The organism is Blautia sp. OF09-25XD (assembly GCF_003482095.1).
Classification (GTDB): Bacteria; Bacillota; Clostridia; order Lachnospirales; family Lachnospiraceae; genus Fusicatenibacter; species Fusicatenibacter saccharivorans.
In genome coordinates this window covers 1-26,992 of the sequence record NZ_QUMG01000010.1, presented here as the reverse complement: position 1 = coordinate 26,992, position 26,992 = coordinate 1, and the positions used below count along the sequence as shown (strand labels likewise).

At 41.5% G+C, this 26,992-nt stretch carries 18 protein-coding genes and 3 pseudogenes; all 21 read right to left on the bottom strand.

The genetic code is table 11. The features are described 5' to 3' along the window. Nucleotides 1-49: 49 nt before the first annotated feature. Entirely contained in the window at nt 50-1,228 is a 1,179-nt protein-coding gene (locus tag DXA93_RS09660) for a cation diffusion facilitator family transporter (protein WP_117510056.1), read from the bottom strand. A 337-nt stretch (nt 1,229-1,565) separates the two neighbouring features. Continuing rightward, on the bottom strand, nt 1,566-2,999 hold the full coding sequence (locus tag DXA93_RS09650; protein ID WP_330422138.1) for an ABC transporter substrate-binding protein: 1,434 nt from the start codon (nt 2,997-2,999) through the stop codon (nt 1,566-1,568). 392 nt (nt 3,000-3,391) lie between these two features. Beyond that, complete coding sequence (locus DXA93_RS09645; protein WP_117801853.1) at nt 3,392-3,859, bottom strand: Hsp20/alpha crystallin family protein; 468 nt, start codon at nt 3,857-3,859, stop codon at nt 3,392-3,394. A gap of 471 nt (nt 3,860-4,330) precedes the next feature. Further along, entirely contained in the window at nt 4,331-4,864 is a 534-nt protein-coding gene (locus tag DXA93_RS09640; RefSeq protein WP_242857239.1) for a tyrosine-type recombinase/integrase, read from the bottom strand. A 115-nt stretch (nt 4,865-4,979) separates the two neighbouring features. Beyond that, nucleotides 4,980-6,068 (bottom strand): UvrD-helicase domain-containing protein, encoded by a 1,089-nt coding sequence (locus tag DXA93_RS09635; protein ID WP_055268227.1) that lies wholly within the window; start codon nt 6,066-6,068, stop codon nt 4,980-4,982. Then, nucleotides 6,061-7,701 (bottom strand): ATP-dependent nuclease, encoded by a 1,641-nt coding sequence (locus tag DXA93_RS09630; RefSeq protein ID WP_055268225.1) that lies wholly within the window; start codon nt 7,699-7,701, stop codon nt 6,061-6,063. Before DXA93_RS09630 ends, DXA93_RS09635 begins: the two co-directional genes overlap by 8 nt. Before the next feature lie 22 nt (nt 7,702-7,723). Beyond that, complete coding sequence (brxL, locus tag DXA93_RS09625; RefSeq protein ID WP_118601700.1) at nt 7,724-9,841, bottom strand: protease Lon-related BREX system protein BrxL; 2,118 nt, start codon at nt 9,839-9,841, stop codon at nt 7,724-7,726. A gap of 20 nt (nt 9,842-9,861) precedes the next feature. Then, nucleotides 9,862-12,504 carry a BREX-1 system phosphatase PglZ type A gene (gene pglZ, locus DXA93_RS09620; RefSeq protein WP_118595775.1) on the bottom strand — a complete coding sequence of 881 codons (2,643 nt, stop codon included), beginning with the start codon at nt 12,502-12,504 and terminating at the stop codon, nt 9,862-9,864. Nucleotides 12,505-12,510: 6 nt separating this feature from the next. Next, nucleotides 12,511-14,016, bottom strand: coding sequence for an RNA-binding domain-containing protein (locus tag DXA93_RS09615; RefSeq protein ID WP_118595776.1), 1,506 nt, complete (start codon nt 14,014-14,016; stop codon nt 12,511-12,513). 43 nt (nt 14,017-14,059) lie between these two features. Beyond that, on the bottom strand, nt 14,060-15,061 hold the full coding sequence (locus DXA93_RS09610; protein ID WP_118595777.1) for a hypothetical protein: 1,002 nt from the start codon (nt 15,059-15,061) through the stop codon (nt 14,060-14,062). A 13-nt stretch (nt 15,062-15,074) separates the two neighbouring features. Beyond that, nucleotides 15,075-15,401 (bottom strand): DUF4357 domain-containing protein, encoded by a 327-nt coding sequence (locus DXA93_RS09605; RefSeq protein ID WP_118595778.1) that lies wholly within the window; start codon nt 15,399-15,401, stop codon nt 15,075-15,077. Between the two features lie 17 nt (nt 15,402-15,418). Continuing rightward, complete coding sequence (pglX, locus tag DXA93_RS09600) at nt 15,419-18,889, bottom strand: BREX-1 system adenine-specific DNA-methyltransferase PglX (RefSeq protein WP_118595779.1); 3,471 nt, start codon at nt 18,887-18,889, stop codon at nt 15,419-15,421. Between the two features lie 15 nt (nt 18,890-18,904). Continuing rightward, nucleotides 18,905-22,453: a BREX system P-loop protein BrxC gene (brxC, locus tag DXA93_RS09595; RefSeq protein ID WP_055219000.1), complete on the bottom strand. Its 3,549-nt coding sequence runs from the start codon at nt 22,451-22,453 to the stop codon at nt 18,905-18,907. A 13-nt stretch (nt 22,454-22,466) separates the two neighbouring features. Further along, nucleotides 22,467-23,027 (bottom strand): DUF1788 domain-containing protein, encoded by a 561-nt coding sequence (locus tag DXA93_RS09590; RefSeq protein WP_055219002.1) that lies wholly within the window; start codon nt 23,025-23,027, stop codon nt 22,467-22,469. A 10-nt stretch (nt 23,028-23,037) separates the two neighbouring features. Then, a pseudogene (locus DXA93_RS09585) lies at nt 23,038-23,582 on the bottom strand (DUF1819 family protein). A gap of 74 nt (nt 23,583-23,656) precedes the next feature. Further along, on the bottom strand, nt 23,657-23,875 hold the full coding sequence (locus DXA93_RS09580; RefSeq protein ID WP_002578407.1) for a helix-turn-helix domain-containing protein: 219 nt from the start codon (nt 23,873-23,875) through the stop codon (nt 23,657-23,659). Nucleotides 23,876-24,176: 301 nt separating this feature from the next. Then, nucleotides 24,177-24,296: pseudogene (locus DXA93_RS09575) on the bottom strand (helix-turn-helix domain-containing protein); the annotation flags it as partial. Between the two features lie 123 nt (nt 24,297-24,419). After that, nucleotides 24,420-24,788, bottom strand: a complete 369-nt coding sequence (locus tag DXA93_RS09570) for a TnpV protein (RefSeq protein ID WP_118595780.1) — start codon at nt 24,786-24,788, stop codon at nt 24,420-24,422. After that, nucleotides 24,746-24,940, bottom strand: coding sequence for a hypothetical protein (locus DXA93_RS09565; protein ID WP_118247149.1), 195 nt, complete (start codon nt 24,938-24,940; stop codon nt 24,746-24,748). Before DXA93_RS09565 ends, DXA93_RS09570 begins: the two co-directional genes overlap by 43 nt. Nucleotides 24,941-24,956: 16 nt before the next feature. Next, a complete protein-coding gene (locus DXA93_RS09560; protein WP_118595781.1) occupies nt 24,957-25,652 on the bottom strand; it encodes a cobaltochelatase CobT-related protein in 696 nt (231 codons plus the stop codon). A gap of 6 nt (nt 25,653-25,658) precedes the next feature. After that, a pseudogene (locus DXA93_RS20585) lies at nt 25,659-26,590 on the bottom strand (AAA family ATPase). Nucleotides 26,591-26,992: the final 402 nt, after the last annotated feature.

Below are 26,992 nucleotides of genomic sequence, written 5' to 3'. Positions count from 1 at the left end.
GACTTTTGGAACATTTTGGAAGGGATTTGACGGCTCAACCCGGCCGTTGTCACTCTCCCGCCACGTATTTTTTGTCGATGTTGACGACGCATTCATACTTCTCATCCATTTCCTTCATCAGCGCCCCGATCTGCCCGATCACGCGATCACAGTCTTTCTTCTTATAAGAATACGGGATTTCAAGATCAAAAATCAGCTTCTTTTTCTCCGCCCCGTTGATCATACGGAAATCGTGGAAGGAAAGCTCCGGATCGAGAATGGAAATTACGTTTCTTACCTTCTCCTTTGTCGCAAGAACCGTCGCATCGTGGATCTCCACCGGATCCATGTGGATGACCAGCAGAATCCCCAATTTTTTGCCGACCTCATGTTCAATGCGGTCGATAATATCATGCGATACCTCGATATCGACATCTCGCGGCACCTCCGCATGGATCGATGCCATACTTCTGCCAGGCCCGTAGTTGTGGACAATCAGATCATGGGTTCCTACAATTCCTTCATAGGAAGCAACCTCTTTCATGATCCGTGCATACAGATCCGGATCCGCGCCCTGCCCGATCAGCGGTTCCAATGTATCTTTTGCAATGGAAATACCGGACCACATAACGAGTACCGCCACAACAAGTCCTGCGATTGCGTCGATATTAACCGAAAGGAAATGGCAGATCAATATAGAAGCGATCGTTGCGCTCGTCGTGATCACGTCGCCCATGGAATCCGCCGACGTTGCCAGCATCACCTTCGACTGAATGCGGTTTCCCAGTTTTCGGTTGAAAAGCGCCATCCACAGCTTTACACCAACCGAGAGCACCAGAATCAAAAACGGAACCATCTGAAATGTGATCTCTTCCGGATTGCGAATTTTCTCCAGGGAGCTCTTTAAAAACGTAAAGCCGACTTCAATAACCAGAAACGAAACGATCAGCGCTGCAATATACTCGATCCGTCCATGCCCGAACGGATGCTCTTTGTCGGCCGGTTTGTTTGCCATCTTGACACCAACAAAGCTGATGACCGAAGATGCCGCATCGGAAAGGTTATTGAACGCATCCGCCATGATCGCCAGAGAATGCATCCCAACACCGATCAGCAGCTTGGCGGCAAACAGCAATACATTGCAGCAGATTCCTACCATACTGGATAAAATACCATATCTCGTCCGCACATCCGCATTGTCAGTGTTCTCATACTCTTTTACAAAACATCTTACCAGAAAATCTGTCATGGGTTCCCCTTCTTTCCACAATACATTCAGAAACATTAGCTTAGATAAAAAGGGCCTCACGCATCGCCGCGAAGCCCTTATGTTTTTTCTGTCTTTTTCTATAGTAGGCAGTGTTGAAAAAAAAGTCAAGCCTAACATATTTTCGGAGATTCTATCGACAGAGAGAAAAAGCAACGCAGACTGCTTCTTTTCAGCAATTCTGCGCCGCTTTTTCTCTGTTTTTTCAGATTTTATCTCTTTTCAGGCAGATTTGACAATCGAATGAGAGTTTTTCTTTTTCCTGCCTGAAATAGCGTTACCGCCCACCGGTACCCAGCGAGCCGTAACGGAATAGCTACTATTTTACTTTATAAATTTTCGCCATATCCTGCACATACAGCGGATAGAACCGATAGCCCGCAAAATCGCTCCGAAGTGCAACCTCACATGCCATATCCTCGATATACAGGTTTGCCGCATCGTCACAGAGCAGTGTTTCCATTTTTTTGTAAATCTCAACCTGCTCCTCTTCATCCGTGCTGGTCTTAACCTGCTGATACAGTTTATCATACTCTTCGTTGCTGTAGTTGATAAAGTTCTTGGATGATGTTGAGGTAAACCGTTCCAGCAACGCGCGTCCGGTCAGATATGCCGCATCAACGCCGACAACCGTGGACTGGAACTTCCGGTCTGCATATACATCCGACAGCCAGCTGTCCCACTCGACCTGCTGAATTTTGGCAGTAACACCGATCGCTTTAAGCTGCTCTACCAGAACCTGGGCTGTATCGATATGCTGCTGATAATTGTTCGGCACTGTAATCGTAAGCTCAAATCCATCTGGGTATCCGGCTTCTTTTAACAGTTCTTTTGCCTTCTCAATATCCTGATTATATCGCTCTGACAGTTCCGGCACATAATATTTTCCAAATGCCGGGAACATGCTGCTTCCGATGATCGTTCCTTTTCCGTCCGCAATCATATCCAGCACTTCCTGGCGGTTTGCCGCATAGCACAGCGCCTGGCGCACCTTCACATTGTTGAGCGGTTCCACGGCATTGTTCAGATACAGCGCCTGTACCAGGTTCATACCGCCGTCATAAATCGTAAAATCGGAATCTTCGGCAAGCTGCGCTGTCTGTGTGGAACTGAGACGTGCATACATGTCCAGTGTACCGGATTTCAGGTTTGTTACGACTGCATTGCTGTCCTTGACAATTCGAAATGTTACCTTGTCCAGATACGCCTGATTTTCCGTATCCCAGTAATCGCTGAATTTTTCAAGGACAATGTTTTCCTGCGGGGACCGTGATACATAGTGGAACGGGCCTGTTCCGACCGGATCTGCTTCCAGATCTTCCACATGCTCAGGTACAATCGCTACCGTCAGATAGGCAAGAAACTCGGTGTCTGCCTCTTTTAAATAGATGTCGATCGTGCTCTCGTCCGGAATTTCAACCTTGTCCACATTGGAAAATGCCTCTACCAGAGGCGTTCCGTCTCCGTTGATACCCGCACAGCGTTCGATTGAATATTTTACATCCTCTGCAGTGACGGTCGTTCCATCGTGGAATTTGACACCATTCCGGAGCTTGAAGGTATAAACCTTTCCATCCTCCGAGATCGAATGACTCTCTGCCACCGCATCGTTCAGATTTCCTTCTTCATCGGGCTTTACAAGGCCCTCATAAATATTGAATAGGATTTCTTTCGTTCCTGCCGCAACAGATTTGTGTGGGTCAAGACTATCCTCAATGTCCTGAGGAATTCCTACCGTGATGGAACCTCCCATAACAGGTTCCCCTGTCGGGGTTGATTCCGTTGATACCTGAGAACTTGTGGTATCGGAAGAATCTGCTTTCCCATCCTTGCCATCCTGCATCCGCCAAGTACAACAGTAAGAGCTGCAACTAAAAGCAGCGCAAGTACGCTTCTTCTTTTCTTCATGATTTCTCCTTTTGATACGAGTTCTCTCATTTTGTAATTGTCACGCCTATTGTATCCGACCTGTTCCCAAATAGCAAGTACATTATTGTATACAATTTATTTTCCGAATCCGAAAATCACGTATATCCGCCCGCGTATTCCGGATTCTTTCCCTCGGGATGTACCAGAAAAGATAAAAATTTTGCCGCCCGGGAATTTTAACATTCCCGGGCGGCAAACGCTTTTGCTTTTTTTCTTTTATCCTTCAATGGAGATTGTCTTTTTCTGCTCCACAGCCGGTTTTGCTTCCTTCTTCGGTACGAAGAGTTTCAGCAGACCGTGTTTAAATTCAGCCTTGATATCCTCTTCGGTAATATCTTCACCTACATAGAAGCTTCTGCTGCATGCACCTGCGTAACGCTCTTTACGGATGTAGCGGCCGTTCTCTTTTTCTTTCTCGTCTTTGTCAAGACCTTTCTCTGCACTGATGGTCAGATAACCATTTTCCAGTGTGGCCTGAACTTCATCTTTCGTGAAGCCCGGAAGGTCAACCACTACCTCGTAGCCATTATCCAGCTCGCGAATATCTGTTTTCATCACATGGCTGGCTTTGCGGCCATACAGTTTCTTTTCTGTATTCTTCATCTCTTTGTCATAATCATAGAACGGAAAATCGTTGAAAAAGTCATCAAATAAATTTTCTCCAAAAATACTAGGCATTAACATAAGTCATCGCTCCTTCTTATTCTTCTCATGGAACCTGATCCATGCTTTTTCTCCGGTTTTTCTTTTCACCGGATCTTTTTGTTTACCTGTTTCTTTGGAACGGAAAGGCTTCCGGATACCGGAGGTTTTCTTCTTTTCCTCTCTTTATATCCCTCTTCCTTTGTTCTAGCTGTAATATAACACTTATTATTAGCACTGTCAAGAGGTGAGTGCTAATTATTTTGTGAAGATTTTGTGAAGCCTTGATTTTACGGGCTTCACAGGGATTTTTCACTTACTTTCGCACTCGATTTTCTTGATTTGACCACATTTTGACCACAAATTCTTGGAAAAATATATTCGTCTGATTTTCTTACCACATTTTACGACAACGACTTCTGGTTTATACCACAGCAGGTACGGTTTCTGGCAGATTCATTTTAGACATCTCGTTCTCCACATGAGACTTCTCTGCAATATGATTGTAGACATTCATTGTGATCTGTGCATCTGAATGTTCTTCGCTCCGCTACGGTCGGTGCTAAACGGATGTCCCCCGGACATCCAGCACCCCATCACATACTGCATAACTTTGGGATTGACATTATTCTCACCCAGTCTGGTACATCCCGTATGACGAAGGGTATGCGATGAAATAGGAGGCATCAGCTCCGGCTCTCGCTTCTCTCCTTCTGCCAGTTTGCTTTCTTTCTTATTATAGGCATTAACAATGTTTTTCAGAAAGCTGTTCACTCCCGCTGGCATAATCGGACGTCCATACTTTGTATTGAAGATGAATCCACTGCGTCCACCAATCTCTACATTACTCTGCAAACCAAGCATCAGGTTCAGCTCTCTCTGTTTACGGAACGCATCATATACCATCTGTGTCATAGGAATGTCTCTGATTCCTGCATCCGTTTTGGTTTCTGAATCATGGAAACAATATCCTTCTTCACCTTCATAATATACAAGCTGTCCACCTACATGGATCTCCCGACAAACGGTTTTCAGTGCTTTTTTCATGTTTTTCCTATTAAATTTTCCTCAGACACCTACATAAGTGAAACTTAGATTATGCCCAATACACAGTATTATTACTTATAACAACTAAATTACTTCTTGTCGTGCAATCTATTATTTATTCCAATACATCAGGTGTCCACCTTGTTCCAATATCGTTAGTTGGAAGTCGTTTTGTCTTGTATACAAAAGCCACACTATACCGTGCTCTCGTCACTGCAACATAAAACTTAGAAAGACTTTCATCCTTCATGTCTTTGGACTTTCCTGACAACCAATCCAGCATTGGTTTCGTCGGGTATATCAAGACTCTATTAAAAGTAAGTCCCTTGGACAATCCAAAATTCATCGTTTTTGGGATGGGATTTACCTTGGTTCTTTTATCATACCGCAACTGAACAGGATTATATATATCTACATATTTATCAATATCATTCTCGTGAACCCAAAATATTCCATCATGTCCCGTTTTTTCATTCATGGCAGAATCGCATGGCTTCATATCAGGATACATCTGATTTGCAAGATCACATATAATCTGATTATTTCTATGAGATGTCGATAATGTTGTGGTATCAATATTCATTCCGGCAATATTATCCTGCACAAAAATCACTATTTTCCCACCTGCATATTTTTTATATTTTGCTTCATAATGAGTTCGATACGTCGTCTGACGAGGATCTCCTACTAAAGTCATGTTGCAACCAACCTCATGCAACTTTTTTATAACTTCTAAATCATATCCAACAAAATCTTGTATTTCATCTACAAAAACATAAGAAAAAATTTTTCGTATTCTGCGAAATACACATCCATTCGATAATTCGTCCAAAACACAGGGCAATTTTGAAATCATATTTGAATATACATTACCGGAAGCCGTGACATATTTTTTCTCATTTGTATCCTTTAGTCTCAACAAATTTTTATCTGCCTTATTCACTAATAACACACCGGATACCCTATTATTTATAAGATAGCTTTGGTAAGGTCGTATACCATGCTTGATTAGCAGCAAAAACCACGGCATAATAGTTACATTAGATGGAATACAACCATTTATTTCGTAAAATTTGTCTCTAATGCTTTGTTCATTAGCATCGGTATAAGTTGTTATCAAAACATTTTCAGAAATCTCCAATGCCTTCTTTACAAGAAATGTTGTTTTTCCTGCCCCTGCCGCCGCAATAATTAGACTACTCATTTTTTATCGCCCTCATTATATACTCAGGATATTTAATTTTCGTAGCCGATTCAAAAATTGCTATGGCACAATCCGTCTTATGAGCGTGCATATATTTGTGCATCTCATCATCCGTATCGTAGTTAGTTCCAAAAATATTGTTCATTGCTTCTCGTCCATTTTCTTTTAATATTTTCGGCTCTAAGGTATTATAATTAAAATCCTTATCTGACAGTTTCAAATCACCTGTATCCACTACCTCATCAACACATATATGAATACATTGTATTTCTTCATATTCTTTGTACTTTTTCTTAACAGCTTCAATATTTCCATCATTATCCGTAACAACAGCTGTTTCTTTGTTTAGTGTCTGTGCAATTTCAAGATACCGCTTAAATGTCACCCCACCTACGGTCATTACATCTATTCCATCTTGGATAGGAAGCCGCCCCTCATGAGTATCCATATATGCCCGCTGAACAACCAGCTCATCTGAATCGCCCTCTACTAAGATTGATTTTTTACAAAGAATCAATCGCAGTGTATCATAACCTGCCACTTTTTTGAAAAATTCAAAAGTTTCCTTTTTGAGCGATTGCATCGAGCAACAATTATCGCCTGAAAGCAAAATTAAATTTTCCAGTCCGAGTTTATTAGCGACAAAGCTACTATGCGTTGATGCTATAATTTGTCTACCAGATGCAGCCTTTTCAATAACTCCCATTAGTTCGCTTAATCGGGAAAAAGACAAATGACTTTCAGGTTCTTCAATCAAAATAATACTTGCTTTTTCTGCCTGTTTATGACTTAAAGCTAATTGTGTTTTTATGATACATTGTGCACCTTTTCCAGCATGAGCAAACGGGATTCCATCCACCTGCGTAACCAAACTTGACTCCCAAGAATTTTGAACTCCCTGATCGGCACTCAATGATAATTTTCCATTCATAACAGTAGACGCTGCACTAATTTTCTCATTGATTGACTGAATTGCTTCATTTTGTGCAAACTCATCTATCATATTTCTATGGGCTTGTGTTATTGCTGTTATGTCCTCTGGTTCAAGGAAATCCTTTACTACTCTGGAAATATATACATCAGACCCATTTTGGTATCTGTAATTTGACGAATCAATCATTACAGACTTTATTGGTATGAATCTGGGCATTTTTTCATCTCGGCTAAAAGAAAACCATTTAGCTTCATAAAATTCAATAGGCAAACTTATAATTTTTTCTGTTTTCAGCAAACTTTCATATTCTGAATTAAATTTATCAGAAAAACTAATTGTGAATCTGATTCCCTCTATACCATCACTTTTTTCGGAATTACCATTTCCTTCATATTCAGGCAATGTTCCACTTTTGAAATATAACTCAATCATTATTTCTGGAGGTGCAATCGGCTGTCCATTTTCCACTGATGCCAGGTATTCCTCAACTGCTTCTCTATTAAATAAATATGTTGATAGCTGATTTCTAATATTTCGACCAGCATACATACCCGTTAAAGCCACATGAATGGCTTCAAGAATAGTAGATTTTCCAGATTCATTATCACCAACCAGAAGATTGATATTTTCATTAAATTTTACTTCAAACGGATTTTTAAACTTCTTAAAATTTTGAATGATTACCTTCTCAATAGCCATTCGTAGCCTCCTATCTTCGATTTTACTCTACCCCTAACGCCTTAAACACTGCATCTTCCGCACTCTGATACGGAATCAGCTGAAATGCACTCATCAGATCAGCTGGAACACTTGCAAAATCAACAAACGATGTACTTGGAATCAGCACCTTCTTTGCGCCGCTATCCAGACACACCTGAAGTGTATTGGCAAGTTCATCCACCTTTATCATTGTGCCACTAATTGTTATATCTCCCAACACTGCCAAGTTGCTGACAACAGGCTTTCCAAGAGCAATCGAACAAAGTGCTATCAATGTTGGAAGTGCCAATTTGTCTGTCATACCGATACCCTGCAAATCCTGATAATTGATGATGTAATCCTTGGTCGAGGTGCTGATAGAGCCACTGATCCGATTGCCGTTGGCTTTCAGATAATTAAATGCCGTGTTCACCGCTTCCTTGCATTTAGAATCACTGCCTAAGCCAGTCCGTTCAATTTTGCCATTGCCTGGAAGCATCTGACTTTCCAAACGGAATACACCAATCATGCCACTTTTTCCTCTGGATACGGTATAAACCTGTCCCGGATTACACATTCCATCCGGTATCAGCTTACCACCACCCTGTTCTGGTACGGAAACATAATGTTCTGACATATCTTCTAGATCTATATAAGAGAAGTTCACATCATAAAACTCCATACCACCCAGCTTCTTCAATTGCTCCTTGACACGGCGACGCATTTCCAATGCAATCTGAATAATTTCTTCCAGTTCTTCTTTGGTAAACTCACCATTTGGGTACATCAACTTCAGATAACCGTCTATCATACGACGAACCGCAATTGTATCACGCTGATTCAGATTTCTCCCCAGACGGAAGTAGTGATCAAGTGCATCTCCATACTGCTCCTTGCGAAGCTCTCGGATGAACTCTGCCAAATAGTCACTGATAAAACCATAATCATTAGTAAAATGCTCCGGTCTGAACTTCGGTATCTCCCATCCTGGAAGATAACAGTGCATACGATCAAGAAATGCTGTATCTGTTCCCATTTCCTGCGGGAAAGGTGCAAACAGACTGGATGTTTTCAACAGCACGTCCACACTCTGATTGATATTTCCCACAAATACCATGGACGCAGTAGCAGCTTTTTCTTCTTTGCCACGGGCAAAAGAGCCGGATGCCATGTAATCCTTCATAATCTGAATGCCATCTTTATCTTTAAACTTGATACCTGCCACTTCATCAAAGGCTACACAGTCCCATAAGCCGACCAGTCCGACCGTTTTGCGTCCCATATTGTAAAACAGGTTTGCAACCGTCGTCTGTCCACCGGAAATCAAAATACTGTTTGGTGAAATCTCTTTGTAAAGATGAGATTTACCGGTGCTTCTCGGTCCAAGCTCACAAAGATTAAAGTTATTCTCAACTAATGGAATCATACGGGTCAAGAGCAACCATTTCTCACGGTATGTAAATTCATCCGGTTCCATTCCGATAGAACGAAGAAGGATATCCAACCATTCATCTTTCGTAAAAGCTTTTCGTCCCTGCTTCAGTTCATCAATATCAATGTGCGGCATCTGGATCGGTGTCAGCTTACGGATACTGATTGGTGAAATATCTTTCTGCTTTTTCTGTTTGGAACGAAGTGGATTTCCATCAATATCCTCAATGCCAAAATTATTGTCGCCTTCAACCTCATAATCCAGCTGAACAATACACCAGATACCGCCGCAGAGCAGGCGATCAAATTTTTCTGGATATTCATCGGCAATCGGTACATTACCAATGCCCAAATTAGAAAACTCTGCAAAAAAGCAATCCTTTTTCATATCCAGTCGAACAGTCACCATATCAATGATTGTGTAACTGCCTTTTTTACGCAGCTGAGACAGAATTTTCTGTGATTCATCCGGGCGTACAAAGTTGTCAGCAAGAATACGCTTCACATTCTGTACGCCTTTCTCTATAACCGTCTCATCATCTGAACTGCAATACTGTCCCAACAAGAACTCAAGAACATACACTGGGACATTCGCCCCTTCTTTAATTTTCTTTGTCAGGTCTTTCCGAACAATCTTACCGTCAAAGTTCTGACGGAGCTTGTTCTTTATTTCTTCACGGGTACTTTCACCCTCTGCAAATTGCTCCATCTTTCTCTCCTCCTGCGGCATTAACTAAAAAAATCAAACTCGTCCACCGCAAAGGCGATGTCAATCTGGAATGGCTCCCGCTGTGGCAGCTGTAATCCCTGTTCATCTGCAATTACCAGATAATAAGTAGCGGTATTGCTGTATTTTAAAGATTTTAGATTAAACTGACAACGGAAAGTTCTTTCTGCACCGTTATCGCTGGTCTTATCTGCAATAATCTTCTGAATATCACTAATCTGTTTGCCGTCCTCATCTGTAAAATAAACTTGATAGGTTGCTGCTTCACGATTTGTACTGACCGCATCTTTTTGATAGAAGTTCAACGAAAAAATCATATTGCTGATCTTACGGTTTGCGGACAGTAAATTAACCGTTACCGGCTTAGTATCATATTTCTGCTTATTTCGCTTATATTCCATAGAATCGTTGCGGAGATAATGATACTCAATCACTGGAACAACCATTTCCTGCAAACTGATACCACCATGCACAAAATTCATACCGCCGCCATTCATTTTGATACGAATACTTTCTCTCGGTGCAAATCCATCAAATTCCGTATTTCCGCCCAGGAATTTTACAGGCATCAAGTAATCTGGTTGCACACCTTTCTGCATAATTGCATATCTTCTGCCATATTCTACACATCGCTTGATACTTTCTTTTTTTGTAATGTCAGAGTTTGTTACATCCACATCAAAAAATCCTCTTTTATCTACTTTGTCCTCTTCCTTCAAAGGACTGTATGTATAAAGAAATCCATGATCTGCCGTAATTAAAATATTCGTTCCACCAAATTCATTTACGATAATACGCACAAGATTCTTCAATTCTGAAATCGCCTTGTCACAGGCAGCAAAAACAGCAGTATCCGAAGTGTGGCTGGCTTCATCTATGGTATCGTGGTAAATATAGACCACATCCATCCCTTTCACCAAAGCACTTCTTTCCGCTCGTTTCATAGCAATGATGTCATTATACTTTAAAGCCACGCTTGCCGAATCTTCTGTTTTCAGAACCTTATCCCTATAAGTACTTGCCGTAGACTGTCCATCTGCCAAAACCGTCAAAATATCGTTCCGAACCTCTACTGTCAGTTCTTTGTGCGGCAACAAAGCTGCCATACCAAACTTTGTAGTAGAAGGAAAGATGCTCTGCATACTGCTGATAGAAACCTTACTTTGCGTTTCTCGCTGAAGCTGATCTGCCATCGTAGCCGCCACTTCATAACGCATGGCATCTGAGATAATTACAAATACTTTCGTATCTGAGGTTTGGATACGGGAACGGTAAAAATCCTCCTGTTGCGGTACTTCCAGAACTTTACCGTAAGTTGCCAGTTCATCCGCACATACATCCGACCAGTTGTTGCCCAACTCACCTAAGAACCAGTGTGTATAAAGTCCTTCCACCTTATCGACAACATGCTTGAACAAATCATCCAGCAGAATATTGGAAGTCTCCAAACTCTTTTGAAAACTAAGATGGAACAAACGGTAATAAGTGTCCATCTGATAGTAGCTCTCAGTATATTCTTTCCAGATACTTTTCGCTTCTGCGGTATGGAATCCGGCAGAATGTTCCTTAAAGAAACTTTGCATATTCGCCACTTGTAAGATACCGTCATAAAAATTCTCAAATGGCTCATACCATACACAAGTTCTCCGTTTTTCAACGGTATTCGTAATGGTATCCACATCAATAATATGGTCACTGATCTCTGTCATTATCTTTGTCAGAATCACTTCATTAATACACGGAAAGCACTCTGTTCCTACCAAATCTTCTACTGTCAGCTTTTCAAAACGCTGATACAGACAAGCTTCATCCTCAACATAACGTGCCACATCATATAATTGCGGAATGTTGTCACTATGAAGCCATTCAGAAATAAAATCATAGCAATATGCCTGATGTGGTATGGAAATAAAACTGTCTAGTCCGGCAAGATATTCCTGCCGCATGGTACGGGTCGCCGCGGTTAAAAGTAGATGAATTGCTAACCGCTCAAGGTCTGGTTCCTCCTCCACAAATCCGCATCCCTGACGAACCATCGCCCAAAATGCTGCGTCTGCATGATATTTTACAAAATCCTGATAAACCGTATTATTATTCAAATCCAGTCCCGCCTGGAACACACTACGGAGAATCATATTAGGCTGTGCATCTTTCAATCCACAGATTGCCGCCATGACAGCCATGTGTAACTGTGCCGGTGTTTCCGGAACTTTATTCTGTGTGCTGACTTTCAAACGACGATCTTTCGCATTGAAATAAGCACGATAATTTTTAACCTGTTTCCTCATTGCCGGATTTGATATAAGTCCCATCTCATCCATCCAAATAGAAATCAGATCCGCCCGAAACTCTTCGCTGTAAAGCTCCACATCCAGAAGCCAGTTATCATCTGGGCGGTTATAGACACACGGACTGTAAACCAGATAATTTGTGGTCAAATCATCTACTGAAAGCAGTTTTTTTACAGAAAACGCATTATTTCCTGTCAGCGCAATCACCTTTGCATTTTCCAAAACCACTTCATCCAATTTATCCTCAAATTCCTTATCTTCATCGTACCAGAAAATGATACGACGCTGATAAAACTCAGGAAGAGGTGCAGCAAACCTGCGATTTAAATCTTGTATTATTTTGTCTGTATCCATGCTGCATTATCTCCCTTCCGTATTTTTTACATAAATAGTGCTTCGTGCCGCACCCTCTTTTCTCAAATAACCATCCTTAACCATATTCAGCAAGACAGCTCTGGCTCTACGATGTTTTACATCTAAAATCTCTACTGTTTCAGCAGTAGTAATAGAGCCATTTTCCAATACATATTTATAGATTTGTTGTTCCTGTTCACTATCCGGCATTTTCTTTGTCGTATCTGGCACTGTTTCTGTTTTATCCGGCACTTCATTGCCACTATCTGGCATTTTATCAATAGTATCCGGCACTTTAATGGCGTTATTGAGGTCATTGAGGTCAACAGTGCCGTCAACCTGACCTCGATAAATATTGATACGCAAATCCACTTCGCCACCAATAAACTCCGGCTCCCGAAGTCCGGCAGCTTTCACTTTATCAATAATTCTCGGAATACCGCTTCCCCAATGCTCGATCAGATTCATGTAAGCAAACGCATGGGCAAGGGCTTCATTTCTGATTTTGGAATAACCTTCTTTCATACGCTCCATCGTTTGTCCCATTGGCAGCTTCCCAGGAGAAGTGATTTCCAATCGGTTGTCATATACCGCTACCTGTATCGTACCATGATCCAGATAACTACGATGTACCATAGCATTGATAATCAACTCACGAATGGCATCCGGTGGAATCTCATAAACATCCTGGCGATAAATTCCCACAATAGTAGCACCCAGATGAATATTTCTTAAGACAAACTGAAATGCTTCGTCTATCTGTTCCCAAAGCGGTCCGGTATATTCTCTACGATCAACAAATACCGCTTTCGTTGTACCTTTGAACACACCACATTGCGTTGCAACATGAAGGCCTCCGTTGCCTGTCAAAATTGCAAACGCATTGGATGGAAAATCTTTTCCATCACGCTCGATTAAAATTCCCCAGGAACGCAACTGCTGTCTGCCTACATCTTTAATCGATGCTTTCTGTTCCTCTGTCCGAGCATTTCTGACAGCCTGCTCTTTCATAGCTTTGCAAAGGGTATCAATATCTTCATCTGTAACATTTAACCCAGTACATAAAGCCTGATCATAGTAGCGGTTACTGCCCTCAAACAACAACTCCTTTACCATATACTCATCGGCAAGGCGGGTAGTTCCGGCAACACGGACATATACACCGCCATCTCTACCAAGGGCTTTGATATAATACGGGCGCTGTCTGCCCTCAAAAACCTCTACCACAATGACAGTCTTACCATCAACCGTCTGTAAAGTGATATCTGGGATAATTGCCGGTTCACAGCTGTCTGATACGGCATTGGCAATGGCATCCATTTTCTTGAACACATCTTCCTTGTCAAAGCCAACAACCTCTCTGGTTTTATCGGCAATTCCGAAAATGATTTTTCCGCCGGTTCCATTGGCAAAGGCAACCACAGATTTCATATATTTGAGGCTTTTCTCCGGCAGGTTCTCTTTGAACTCCACATCCTTCGATTCTCCTGCAAGAATTTCTTCTATAGTCATTGTAACACCTCGCTCTCTTTGGCAGCTATTGCCACCATTCATATTATAAAATACCCGCAGTTTTCTTATTTACCACTTTGGAAATCAGCTCATTCATCAAGTCGTTCTTAATATCAATCCACGTTTTCGTATTGTCGATAGCGAGCTGACATTTAGATTTCTGCATAATTGCAGTAATAGTCTGACGAACATAATTTTCCATTTCAATGAGTTCTTGCTTTGAGATATTGCTTCCATCACCTTCATGTAAGGATTCTGAGCGATAACGATAAAAGTCCAGCATCTTATCATGTATTCCTACAACTTCTGCATCATTCTTTCCAAGCAAAACTGCAATGCGATTGGATAACATTTGTTTTTTACCTGGTTGATTTACCGGCAAAAGTGCCATTTCTAATGCTGTCGTATACTGTTCAAATCCAGTTGGAGCATCTGTCTGCTCCAATCCCCACACAAACTCATCAATAATAGGTTTCATCATGGAATAAATTTGTAATTTATAATCTCTTAAAAACTGATTACAGCGTTCAACATCTTCTGTTGCAAGTATATATTTTCGTTCATCATAAGCATTTCTGGTACTATTCTTGCTCGTATGGTTCTGAGTATTATTTATAAAACCCAACACCTTAAATCTGTAATTGAAAAATGTTTGATATAATCCAATGTTCCCGTTTTTATATAAACGCAACAACGAAAATATTTTATGCAAATATTGTACCTCTTGCTCTTGGTAAGCTCCAATTTCATCTTCACATTGGCAAGTCTTATTCGTGATTACAGCACCCGGAACAATCTGAGGACCATCTATCAAAAATACATCTTCTTTTTTTAGGCAGATAAAGTATGAACCATTTTCATCATGTAAACGTGAGCCTATATACTCAATACATAGTTGATTTTTTCCATTTTCAATTTCTGATTTGAATGGGAAATCATCATAATAGCACTTCTCGATAGTATAACCATTTCCCAATTCAAGATTAAGTATACTTTCATCGCAATACATTATAATCGCTGTAATTTTCACAGTAACATCAATCAAAATACCACCCCCATTAACGCAAGCCCTTATCCTTCAAATATTGACCAAGACTAAGTTTCTTTTCAACTTTCCAAGCCTTATACCCATTTGTACTTCGCCCCGTCACAAACTGAGCCGCTGTTGAAGAGCTGGTAAACTCACAGTTTTTAAGAATATTACCATTCTTATCCACATACTCTGGATTGTCTCGATATGCTTTAGCGGTTTTCCCACCTCTGATATGATTTGCAAAATCCGGACTTATTTTGCCACCTGCCAGAACAGTAATTATCTTTCCATCATATTCTGCCGTTGCATATGCAACTCCTGTACGCTGTGTAAGTGTAACCATAATTTTCATGATTCTTCGTCTCCTATTTATAATTTTTTTAATACTGTATCAAATATTGCATAATTCTTCTTCACACCATCATCCAGATCAATGGAAATCATCTGGTCGGCAAGGTGATGAATCTTTTCCTCGTAAATTCTGATTTCAGTATCCTGCGCCTGCAAGGTATTCAACTTTTTGTTCAGCTTCACACGCTCGCCAGTGGAAGCATTGACCATACGCTGTTCCAAATCCGCAATAGCAGTACGATAACGAGCCTGCTGTTCATGCACATAATCGGTACGGATACGGGCAATGGTGTCCGGCTGATAGCGGTGCATATAAATCAGAGCCTTAAATCCATTCTTCTTGCCGCTGTCAAATAGCCAGTAAATCGGGCGTTTCTGATAAATCTTACAATGATCTTTATAAAAATCATTCAGAAAATAATTCCGAATCACATCTTTCGGCTGACCTTTTCCCCCCAGTGCATCGGCAATGAATTTCAGGTTTTCGTCTAAGGTATCTACACCGTAAACAGTTTTTACGAACTCCACGAATAGACCGACAATATCATCCTCAAAATATTCATCGTCGCAAATCGGGATAATGTTATCCTTATCCGCAGCAAAAGAACTATATTTGCTGTTATCCCATTCTCCACCTGCATAGACAAGACCATCCGCATCCAGAGAGTGGCGACCGAACATACAGCCAACCGCATAGGAAATGAACGAGCGAATATCTCTGCCAAGATCAGCTTTGCGGACAGTAACGTCCTTGTCCTCAACCTCTGGTGTCAGCTCATCCTGTAAACCGTAAATGTCGATGAAAATACGGTTCAATTTTTCCTCATTGGCTTTCAGCTGGTTAAAACGGTCATTGCATTCAGTCTGCCACTGGTCAAAGGCTTCCGCAATGGTAGAAACTTTGCGAAGCAGTGGATGCTTTTGAAAATCCCATGAGGTTTCAAAAGCATCCCAATCCTGCTTTGAAATACTAATATTATATTGGACTAAGGATTTAACCTGCGGATAAAAATTCATATCTTTGATAAATGGCATATTGAGTATATCTTTGATATTATTATTCATTGTCGGGTTTATAATTCTTAAAAGTGCTTGTGACACCTTGGAATTTAAAAATCCTAACACATAATCTATAATAGTTTCATCATTAAACAATATTGTTGCTGCCGCTTTATTAAATGTCAAATTTTTACCAAGTTCTCTTACGCCAAACAAAGGATTCATCGAAACAAGGGTCCATGTGATTCCTCTCCTAAAAAGGATTTCATCTTTGGGGAATCGTGCAATTTTATCTCTTTTATAATGCTGAATCGTGATTGGATCAAACTTTACTACGGTATCAATATTGCCATACCATCGCCTAAATTCACCTCCTTTAGCGTGTAACGCCCACTTCCTTGCTTCAATATCATGAGCATTCACTTCCCACAACAATTTCAAATACTTGTCATTATTACCAGTTAAAATTTGTCCATCAGAAAATGCAACTTTCTCCAATAACTCATTATCATAACAATTAGCAAACTGTTCACTAATCCAATAAGCTATCGGTTCACCTGGTATCTTTTGAAATCGTAGTTGATTAGATATATACCGTTCTTTTCCTTTAATGAAGAGTTCCTCTTTTCCAGTTTGTGTCGTCGGATCAACAAGTCTGCAATATGTACCAAGATAATTGTTCAAAAATGTGTTTCCTATTACAAAGCTGGTTGTTTGTACAATTTCTCCACCAATTTCTTCAAAGGCACGAGCTCCCAAATGCGCCATATTTATAATAGCTTTTTTAGAAATTTTCTTTCTAATATTCTCATAACTTGCAAGGAACATCCAAGCGTGTTGTGTAATCATTGCCTGACAGCCATTTTTCTTTGTCATTTGTCCGCAACGTTCAATAAACACAGCAAACAAATCACTTTTACTATCTGGGTAATCACTTTTAACATAATCAGAGAGCTTTATACTCATACCAGAGCTACCCATATACGGCGGATTTGTCACTACCACATCATACTTCTGCGCCAGTGCTTCTGCCACCTGCACCAACGGCAACAATTCTCTCAGTGCCGTCTCACGGGACATATTTATATCTTCCGTAATCTCTGCAAAACGGTCATACAGTGTAGACCAATCCTGCGGTGTTACGGTCAGAATCGAGCCGTATTCTTTTGCATCATGCAATTCTTTAATGATGGTATCCATAGCTGTCGTGAGCTTTGCATCCCCATTGCAGAAATAGTCCACGGCAAATTCATCTACATGATTGCTCTCTACAATAGCATACACATGGGGCTGAATGCCACGGCTGAAGAAGCGTCGGTCATACTGACGGGCTTTCATCATTACCGCAAAGTAAGCCAGCTGTGTTGCACGGTCATCAATATCCAGACCATAAATATTGTTCTCTACAATGCTTGCCACTGCTTCACGGGTGGTATAACCGTAAGATTCATATATCTTCATCAGCACATCAAACATATACGCAAGAATATGACCGGAACCGGAACATGGATCAATAACTTTCAGCTGATCCGGTGTCAGCGCGGCGTATTCCTTGCGAATCTCGGCAAGCTGTGCCTGCACTTCCGGCTCCTGCTCAGCTTCTTCCAGATAGTAGTGCCATTTGGTATCTTCCGGATCACGGTTTCCGGCAGCATAGGCAGACTGTTCTTCCTCGGTAGGAAGAAGCTGCTCTTTCACATCCGGATGTCCCTCCAGCCATAAACGACCAAGACTGTTCTCTACCATGTAGCGAACAATCCAGTCTGGTGTGAAAAGCTGAGTTGCTGCGGGGATGTTTTCTTTTGTGATTTTCACATTCTTTTTCAGTGCTGCGAAAACGTCATCCTTTTTCTCACTGTTATAATACTGATACAGCCAGCCGATGATCTGGACAGCATCCTTCCAGTCATCCTCCGGTATCAACTCGATCATCTGCTGAATGACACTGCCTTCACGGAGCAGATTGTCCGGCAGAAGAAGCTCGGTGTAGTCCGCAATCTTCTGGAACATTCCCGGCAGAATCTTATTCAAGGCGTTACACTGCACGATCAGCAGATATTTATACAGTTCTTCGGTCTTTTCGGCATCTTTCAGTTCATAGACCTTTTCCATATCCAATCCATCCAAATCCAGATGAATGGCTTCGGTTATAATCTGCGGCTTAAAGTTGTTTTCCTCGTCCGTGAATACACGCACATGGGAAGGAATGTAACCGTTGACTTCCATAAATCGTAGAGCAGAGAAGCGGTTGAACCAAGTGTAGGCAACCTCCTCCATGACCTGCTTATAGCCTTTATCGTTAATCTCGGCAATCAAAGCCTGACGTTGTTTCTTTTCATCAGCAGTGAGGACTTTGCCGCCAACGCTGTCCGCATTGGCGGCCTCGATATTATCCTCTGTGATACCGTATTCCACGCCTTTTAGGGAAACACGGGCGATCAGCTCTGTTCTTGCCCAGACAGCAAATTTTTTAATCGCATTCTTATCCATACTCGTCTCTCCTCGTTAGTTCAGCTTGATCTCATCGCAATTTTTCAAGAGTTGCTTCAGCTGAGAACGAATCTTCTCTACATAATCATCAATGTCTTCATCCGTTTGTAAGGTCTTTGCCTGGAATACAACCTGTCGGTTATAAGCACGGACAACCTTTTTCTTTGCCGGAGCAGTTTCTTTTCCTGGCTGTGTCGGCTGTACCTGCGGCTTCGGTGCAGGCGGAGCCAGAACTGACTCGATATTGCTGATAGTATCATCCTTGTACTGGCACATCGGCAAGAACATAGCATCCAGAAGGGCAAGGCTCTTTAATTCTGCGATTTTCTCCTTGCACTGACTGAAATACCGATCCGATTTTTCAATCAGATGGGATGCCTTGGAATCGCCGTTTGCAGCAGTATGGGTCGCTTCCATACACTGACGAACCGTTTCCAGAACCTCAGCACGTTTTTCTTCCAGCATCTTGTCATGGGCGGTGCGAACCGTATCCATCAACGGATTCAGTTCACGAATCCGGTTATAGTTGAACTTGCTTCCGGTCTGAACCATCGTAATCAATCGAATAGTATTCAGTGCCTTATGTGCTTCCTCATTTTCTGCAATCCGGTCAAGGTCATCATGCAGAGATTTTTCAAACTGCACTGCCTGGTCGAATACTGTTACCTGGGTTTTGAAGAAGTTTTCAATGCCGTTGCTCATGGCTTCTTTATTGTTGAAAAGAGCATCCTCTTTTTTCAGCACACGCTCAATCAGGGCAATATTGTCTTTCTTCTGAGAAAGAACATCATCCATCAGATGAATAGCTTCCTGCACTAATGCACGATCCGGGTATTTATGTCCGTCATAACAAGCATCCAAAGAAGCATAGTAATCACGCTGCTCGGTAAACTTCTCCGTCACAAAGCGAATCAGACCATCTTCATCATCCGGCACATCCATAATGTCGAAATACTCTCGGAGCATCGCTTTTACATCACGCATCATCGTAGCAGAAATGTTTTTACGCTTGCTGATGGAAGTCTTGCCGATCTCACTCTTTTTGCGGAGCATATCCGGCAACTTCGGGTCATCCGGCTGAATGGTATTGCCTGCATACTTGATGGTTACTTTCTGGGAATAAATCAGTTGTGCCGCAACCGCAGCAATATCGATTTCTTTCCATCCATACGGAATCGCACTGTATTTGCTTTGCACATCTGCCATAGAAGTCGGCAACTTTTTCACATCCTGCATTTCCAGATATTCTTCCATAGCAGAAGCAGCATCACGGTTCGGTTCCATGCCCGGAAGTGCCGTTACCGCACCTGTCAGAATCGCAATAATATCTACATCACTGCCTGCATTATCTGTAATCAGGTCGAGCTTGCTATATACATGGGCAACCAGATATTCAAGCGACTGGTCAATCTTGCTCTTAGCATTTCCAGCTCTGATTTCCAGATGCTCACCGTCTACATAGAACTGCGCCCCTTCAATAGCATTTTGCAATTCGCTCATGGCACTCAGCTCATATTTTCCGGCTTCGTCTTGCTGGTCACTGATAATTTTCTGCACAGTTTTTGGAAGCTGGCTTACATTTCTCTGCTTTACGTACTTACGAATCTTCATAGCAGATTCCAGAGATTCATAGTAAGGCGTATCAGCCAGAACCACGATTGCTTCATTACCTTTGGACTCCGCCATCAGACGGTAATCTGTTTTTTCAATAGCATCGGTAGCAACGGTCAGGAAACGCAGACGCATACCACCTGTTGCCACTCCAACTGTAATGCCGTCCACCATCTGATCGAAAGCAAAGTCATATTTTCCATAACGGAACTTCTTGGTTGTGAAAATATCACCGTAAATCATCTGAGCGATACGCTCTACGATAGAAGCGGTATCTACATTGGTATCCCGGATTTCACGCTGAATATCCTGTTCTTCATCCGTCAGGAAGTTATAAGTGTCTCCGGTTCTGCCGATATAGTTCTGGCTCATCAGACGGTCAAGGCATCCACGGACAGCTTCACGCATGATAATCTTATCCACACGAATATCATCTGCCATAAGGATAACGATATTGTCCAGATTGGAAGGAATATCATCAATATACCGAATCAGATACAGGAGTTTCAGTACATCTACATCCTGCTGTTCGATGCCATCACCGTTGTCGGCAGCTTTTTGGCAACGTTCAATTACACGACGAATTGAACCATCCAGAAAAGTATGTACGGTATCATAAAAACGGAAGAACGGAACAAGTGCATACTCATCCTTCTCCTGAATTTTCTGTGCAGCTTCCTGGAAACCGGACAGCATGGAACGCTCACCACCGGAAAGGTGCTTGCCGGAATTTCCGTGCTTGCGGATTTCAGCAAATACCTTCTGCATAATAATAAACTGATACGGCACGAACGGGAAGTTCTCAGTAAATTCCCTCGGACCGGAATAGCCTTTAATATCCAGAATAGAGCCATTGAAGCTGAACAGGTTACGCAGGACAGAATCATTCTGCTCATAAACGGTTTCCAAATCCATTGTTGCTTCCGGTTTCTTTTTCAGAATACGCTTCTGGATGACTTCATCCACGGAGGAAGAAGATAAGCTCAGTCTTGTTTTGAAACGAGCCTGGATACGGGAGAACTCATCGGCACGAACTTTGATGATTTCATCAATGGCTTCCTGTCCGGTGCAGATCACCCAAATCTTTCCTTCACACTCACTTCCGATTTTTTCTGTCAAAGACTGGAGGTTCAAAAGCATATCGGTGTCTGTGCCGACATACTGACCAACTTCGTCGATCATAAACAGCAGACGGAAGTTCGCTGGTTTAGTATCCACATAGGCTTTCATATCTTCCACAAGCTGAGCAATAGATATTTCTGTTGCCGTTTTATCATTGAACCATGCCTTGGCATCGTCCTCACTCATATCCAGAACTTCCATTAAAGTCGGAATAATAAACTTTCCATTGAATGCAAAGGCACGGCGCATTTCCATCCAGGACTTGCCTTTCTTTTCTTCAAAAACTCTGCGAAACTCCTCAGTTTTTCCCTGCTGGTCAATATAACGCTCCATCATGGCAACTTTCAGATTCTCACCGTAAAATCCCAGATGGTTGTAGAACATTTTGGCAAATACACGAAGAACCGCAGTCTTATCTTTATTGCTGAATCCCTCAATATCAATATTGAACAGAATTGTCTCGGTCTGTCCCTTTGTGGCACGATCAATCAGCATAAAGGTTGCCGGGTCGTCCTCAAACTTTTTACGGAAACGCTCCACACTGCGAATGCCTTTTACCTCTTTATTTTCCAAAAGGTAGGAAAGCATTTTCAGGAAGTGAGATTTACCACTTCCAAAGAAACCGGAAATCCAAACACCCATATCGGCTGTCGGCTGGTCAAAAGCATCACCGTAATAATTGAAGAACGTAATGAAATGTTTCTTCAATTCTCTGGTAATGACATATTCATTTAACTCCTGCTCGATTACATCATCAGCAGCCTGATCTACTTTAATTACACCATTGATTTTGCGGTTAATGTCATCCGCAAACATATCTCGAATCATCATGGCTTTATCCCCCTTAATCTATGACATTGAATGCCCGGTAATAATCATTTGGTGTCAGACGATTAAACAGTTTTACATGACGACCATCAAACTCACCCGGATACATAACCAAAATCGGAACATCCGAAAAATACGGTTGCAAGGCTTCCAATAACGTATGGATTCTCATAAACGGGAACACCTCGCCCACACCTGTCAGCATCAGCACATCACCCGGTTCGTGTGGCTCATACTGGATTTTATCAATGAACTCTCCATTGCCGATTGCGGAGTTAAGCTGCTCCAGAAGATAAGCACTTCCGTCAGCTTCTTCCATATCGGGAATTGCATCTGTGATGTCCATATCATCGCAGATAGAGAGAAATGTTTTATATAAATTACAAACGATCAAATGGCAATCTAAGGACTGATCAGTTTCCAGCTGATTCACAAAATGACGGACAACCATTTCATTCTCCGGTTCATAACAGAAGATTCTGATATTCACCTCATTGCTGAGTCCTTTGCCTTCCAGGAACTCCGGTTCCTGAATCAATGCCCGAACTTTGTCCAGGCGTTCTTTTATGTCACTCATTGGCTACCTCCTAAGAAAAGCAATTAAACGCCGGCAGTATCGCCATATCACCATTGCTTCTGATGGCATTCTCCAAAACAGGATGCAGCCATACTGGATTCAAATGATCTGCCCCCCGGTTGTCGAGATATTCTGTTTCAACAAGCACTCTGGCAATTATCTGTTTTAACTTTGTTATTGTAGTATCGCTCCAGGAAGCCACGGTATCATTCTGCTCCTGCAAGCGCATAAAAAATGTATTCAAATCTATCTTACCAAAAGACGTGTCCCTTAATCTGTACTTCTCGCCAATGACGGTCAGCATAAATTCCCAGACCAGTCGGCTCTGCTTCATCAACGCATACAAACAAATCTGTTTTGCCACATCCGTCGGCTGTGAAGCAATCGCAGAAACCAGAGAATCATCTTCCAGTGCCTGAAGCCGTTTGATGCAGCTTTCGCCATGCGTGTAATAGATTTTTCCGTTGGATACTGAAAAAGATTCTGCTCTACAATTTCTTTAACAATTGCATCATCGGAATTTCCTTCTGCCATTAGCTTTGCGGTAGAACGCATTTCGTAGAAAAGGAACGGCTCTCTGGTCAAAGACGCAATATAAGGATAAGAATGATCCATGTTCCCGTACCTCCTTACTGCTCCTCTTTTTTATCAGGAACAAATTCCATGATATCTCCCACATCACAATTCAAAGCAGAACATATCTTTGACAGAATCTCTGTACTTACATTTTCATCTTTTGATAATCGAGACATCGTTGTTGTACTAACTCCTGTCATTGCACGCAAATCTTTCTTCATCATTTCTTTATCAATTAACAATTTCCACAATTTCTTGTAACTAACTGCCATTTTTTCACCTCAATCTTATTTGCTTGAAATATCTGTTCACATGGTATTTATCATCATATCATAAAAATGCGTTTCAAACAATCTAATCTACCAAAAATCGTAATTCAATTCTGAAATATCGCATTTAAAATCACAAGAAACACATCTTAATAAGACAAGCTGAAAGTACAAGTGCCACTATATATCCGATTCCACAGAAAAATTTTATCTCGTTTATTTTCTCTGATTGCAATCTTATCCTTTTTTTCAATTTTTGCACTTCGTTCTCAGCTGTCTTTCTATTCTGTTCCGCCTGATACTTTAAACTTAACATCAGCGATAATAGACCTTTCGCTTTCAATGTCAGATTCTTATTCTTGAAATGATGATTACTCATTACCGTAAAATTCTTAGTTCTCTCTACACGAAAAATCTGTGCCATGCTCCCATCCTTCTTTCCAGTTCAAAAGGAAAAGACGCAAGCCATATCTTATGACTCACGCCTTACTTCGCTCACAATATTCTATTTTTATCAGTTACCTGCCAGATTAGTTACTGGCAATCCTTATACATAAATCAATTCTTTCAGGATAATCTCTTCTGCAATCGCTCTGTGCTGATTGGCAGCTCTTACCCATGCCATCTGATCTTTCTCCTTATCCGGCAGTGGTTCTTTTTCTTCCAACTGTTTCAGAATCACTTCTTCCCGTTCCCTGGCTGCCTTGTCCACTTCCAGAAGATGCTCTCCTATCGTATCCTGCAGAAGCATCACCTGATAGGTTGAATTTCGATGGTTTTTCAGATAATCTCTGCGAAGAAAACCATACTTGCCAAGTTGCTCCATCTGTTCACCGGATTTATAGGTGAGATTCGGGATTACTTCAAACTGTTTTACTCCACTTCCTCCAGTTCTGTTCCTTCTGGAAGAATATATCCGCAGTTATCACATACTCCATCCTCTGCAAGTATCCCGTCTTTCACAAAGGCTTCAATGCCTCCCGGTTCATGACAGTGTGGACAATCTAATTCCTGTATCTTTTTCTGATTTCTTACATCCTGGCAATTGGCAAATTCAATTTTACCCATAGTGATTCCTCCATTTTCATTCCATATCAATTTGTCTTCGCAAAAAAGTTCCTACTATACGGGAAAAATTGCTGATATTACGAATATAGGCAAAGTCTTTTCCATAGATTCTCTTTTCCACGGAGAGCTCTTCTTCATTCCCTACAAAAATACCAATTACGAAAATTCCCTGATTTCTGGCCCGACGTACCTCATATGCAGTATCTTTCACAGCTTTTTCTCCGTCATAGATCTTGGGCTGGCGGGTTCCTGGTCGTTGTATGCTCATATCACAGGGTTTTCCATCACTTAATACGATTAAAATCTTATTTTTTTCCGGTCGCTCCATGAGAGAGGAACCGACTGTTTTCAGTGCAAGCCCATCTCTGTTATTGGCATATGCACGAAATTGAAAGATTCTTTCATTTGTTTCCCTTGGTTCTTCATAATTCCGAAATCTCTGAAGAGGCAAAAGCATATCTTCTCCAGCAGAAAAATGTAATTTTTTCATCAAATACATGCCAAGTTTCTTCTGATCAAAATATCGTGCAAAGGCACCCTGCTTCACTGCCTCATACAGAACCGTTTGTTTTGAATAAACATATTTTTCTGTATCCGGTTCAAATTCCGTATCATAATCACCACTGACTGTCCAAAAAAGATTTCTGATACGATTGCTGATCTCCAGATGATGTTCTTCCAGTTGTTCCGCCGGCCATCTGACATCCTCCATACAAGTTTACCCCCATATGTCTTTTCCGGTCCAGGAAGATGGGATTCTGGTAGAAACCACATCTTCTACGATCTCTTTTTCAAATACATCAAAACTTTTATTTATGATTCCCATCTGGATTGCATCAATTGGAGAAAGTCCGCTTCTTGTTGCTTTTACAGCAGAAACCAATCCTCTCAGGTCAAGAGATTTTGTTGAGATTTCTCCATGGTAAGCTTTGATCTGCAAATCCAGAAACAGTCCTGCAAAAGCTTTCAGTGCACTTTTTTCCCCATCTGGAAAATGTTGCCTTAATACAAAAAGAACACTATCCTCATCCATTTCAGGCATATCGATTACCATAAACCTTGAAACCAATGCTTCATTTAGCTCTCTGGTACCTGCGTAACCATAATTCATCGTGCCGATAAATCGTGTTGCCGGATGAAGTAAAATCCTGTTATATCCTGGAATATTGATTCTGCGCCGATGATCCAGTGTGGCATGCAGTACAGAAACCGCATCATTTTTTGCCATATTGATTTCGTCCAGGATTCCAAATCCTCCAAATTCCGCGCATTGGTAGATGGAGCCTTTCCGAAGGCGAACCTCATTATTTATAAAGGTGTCCGTTCCAATCAGATCGGCACTGTCTGTATTTACATGAAAAGAAATATCGTATTCCGGTCTTCCGAATATCCATGCCAATGTCTCACATAGTACATTTTTCCTGTAGCTTTTGCACCGGAAAGTAACAGATTATCTCCCTGAAGAAGCGCTGCTGTTGACATTTCCAGAATCTTTTTCCCATAAAATAGGATATCCGGTTTTTCTACTCGTTCCTTTACCTGATCCTCTACCTCATAACGCATGTGAAAATCTCTCAGTTCTCCAATCAGTTCCTGCGCTACCTTCTGGTCTTCTAAATATTTTTCTATTTCTGTCCAATGACTTCTCATGAAGATTTTCCCTTCTTTGCAATTGGTTATATCAAATCAGATAATATTTCTGTTTACTCAATCGTGAACCTCACATGACTAAAGTCACGTGCTTCCGGCCGCTTTAAGCGGCAGACCAAATATCGGCGGATACGCCTGTTACTTAGATTTTGCACAGATATGTGCTTCTTCCATGCCGGATACGGCGGGTTTCCACATAACAGGTAATCCACTGCATATCTGCCTGTGTTTATGCTGCTTTACGCAGTTCCATTTCTGAAATCAGTTCTCTCAGATCTGCATAAACACATGAGGTTCTACGCTTTACTGCAGGAACTTTTGCCTCCAGCAAAGACCTTTCCGTTTCCGGCAAGGGTTTTAAAATTTCACGGATAAAATATCTTGCTCCGATATTATACGATG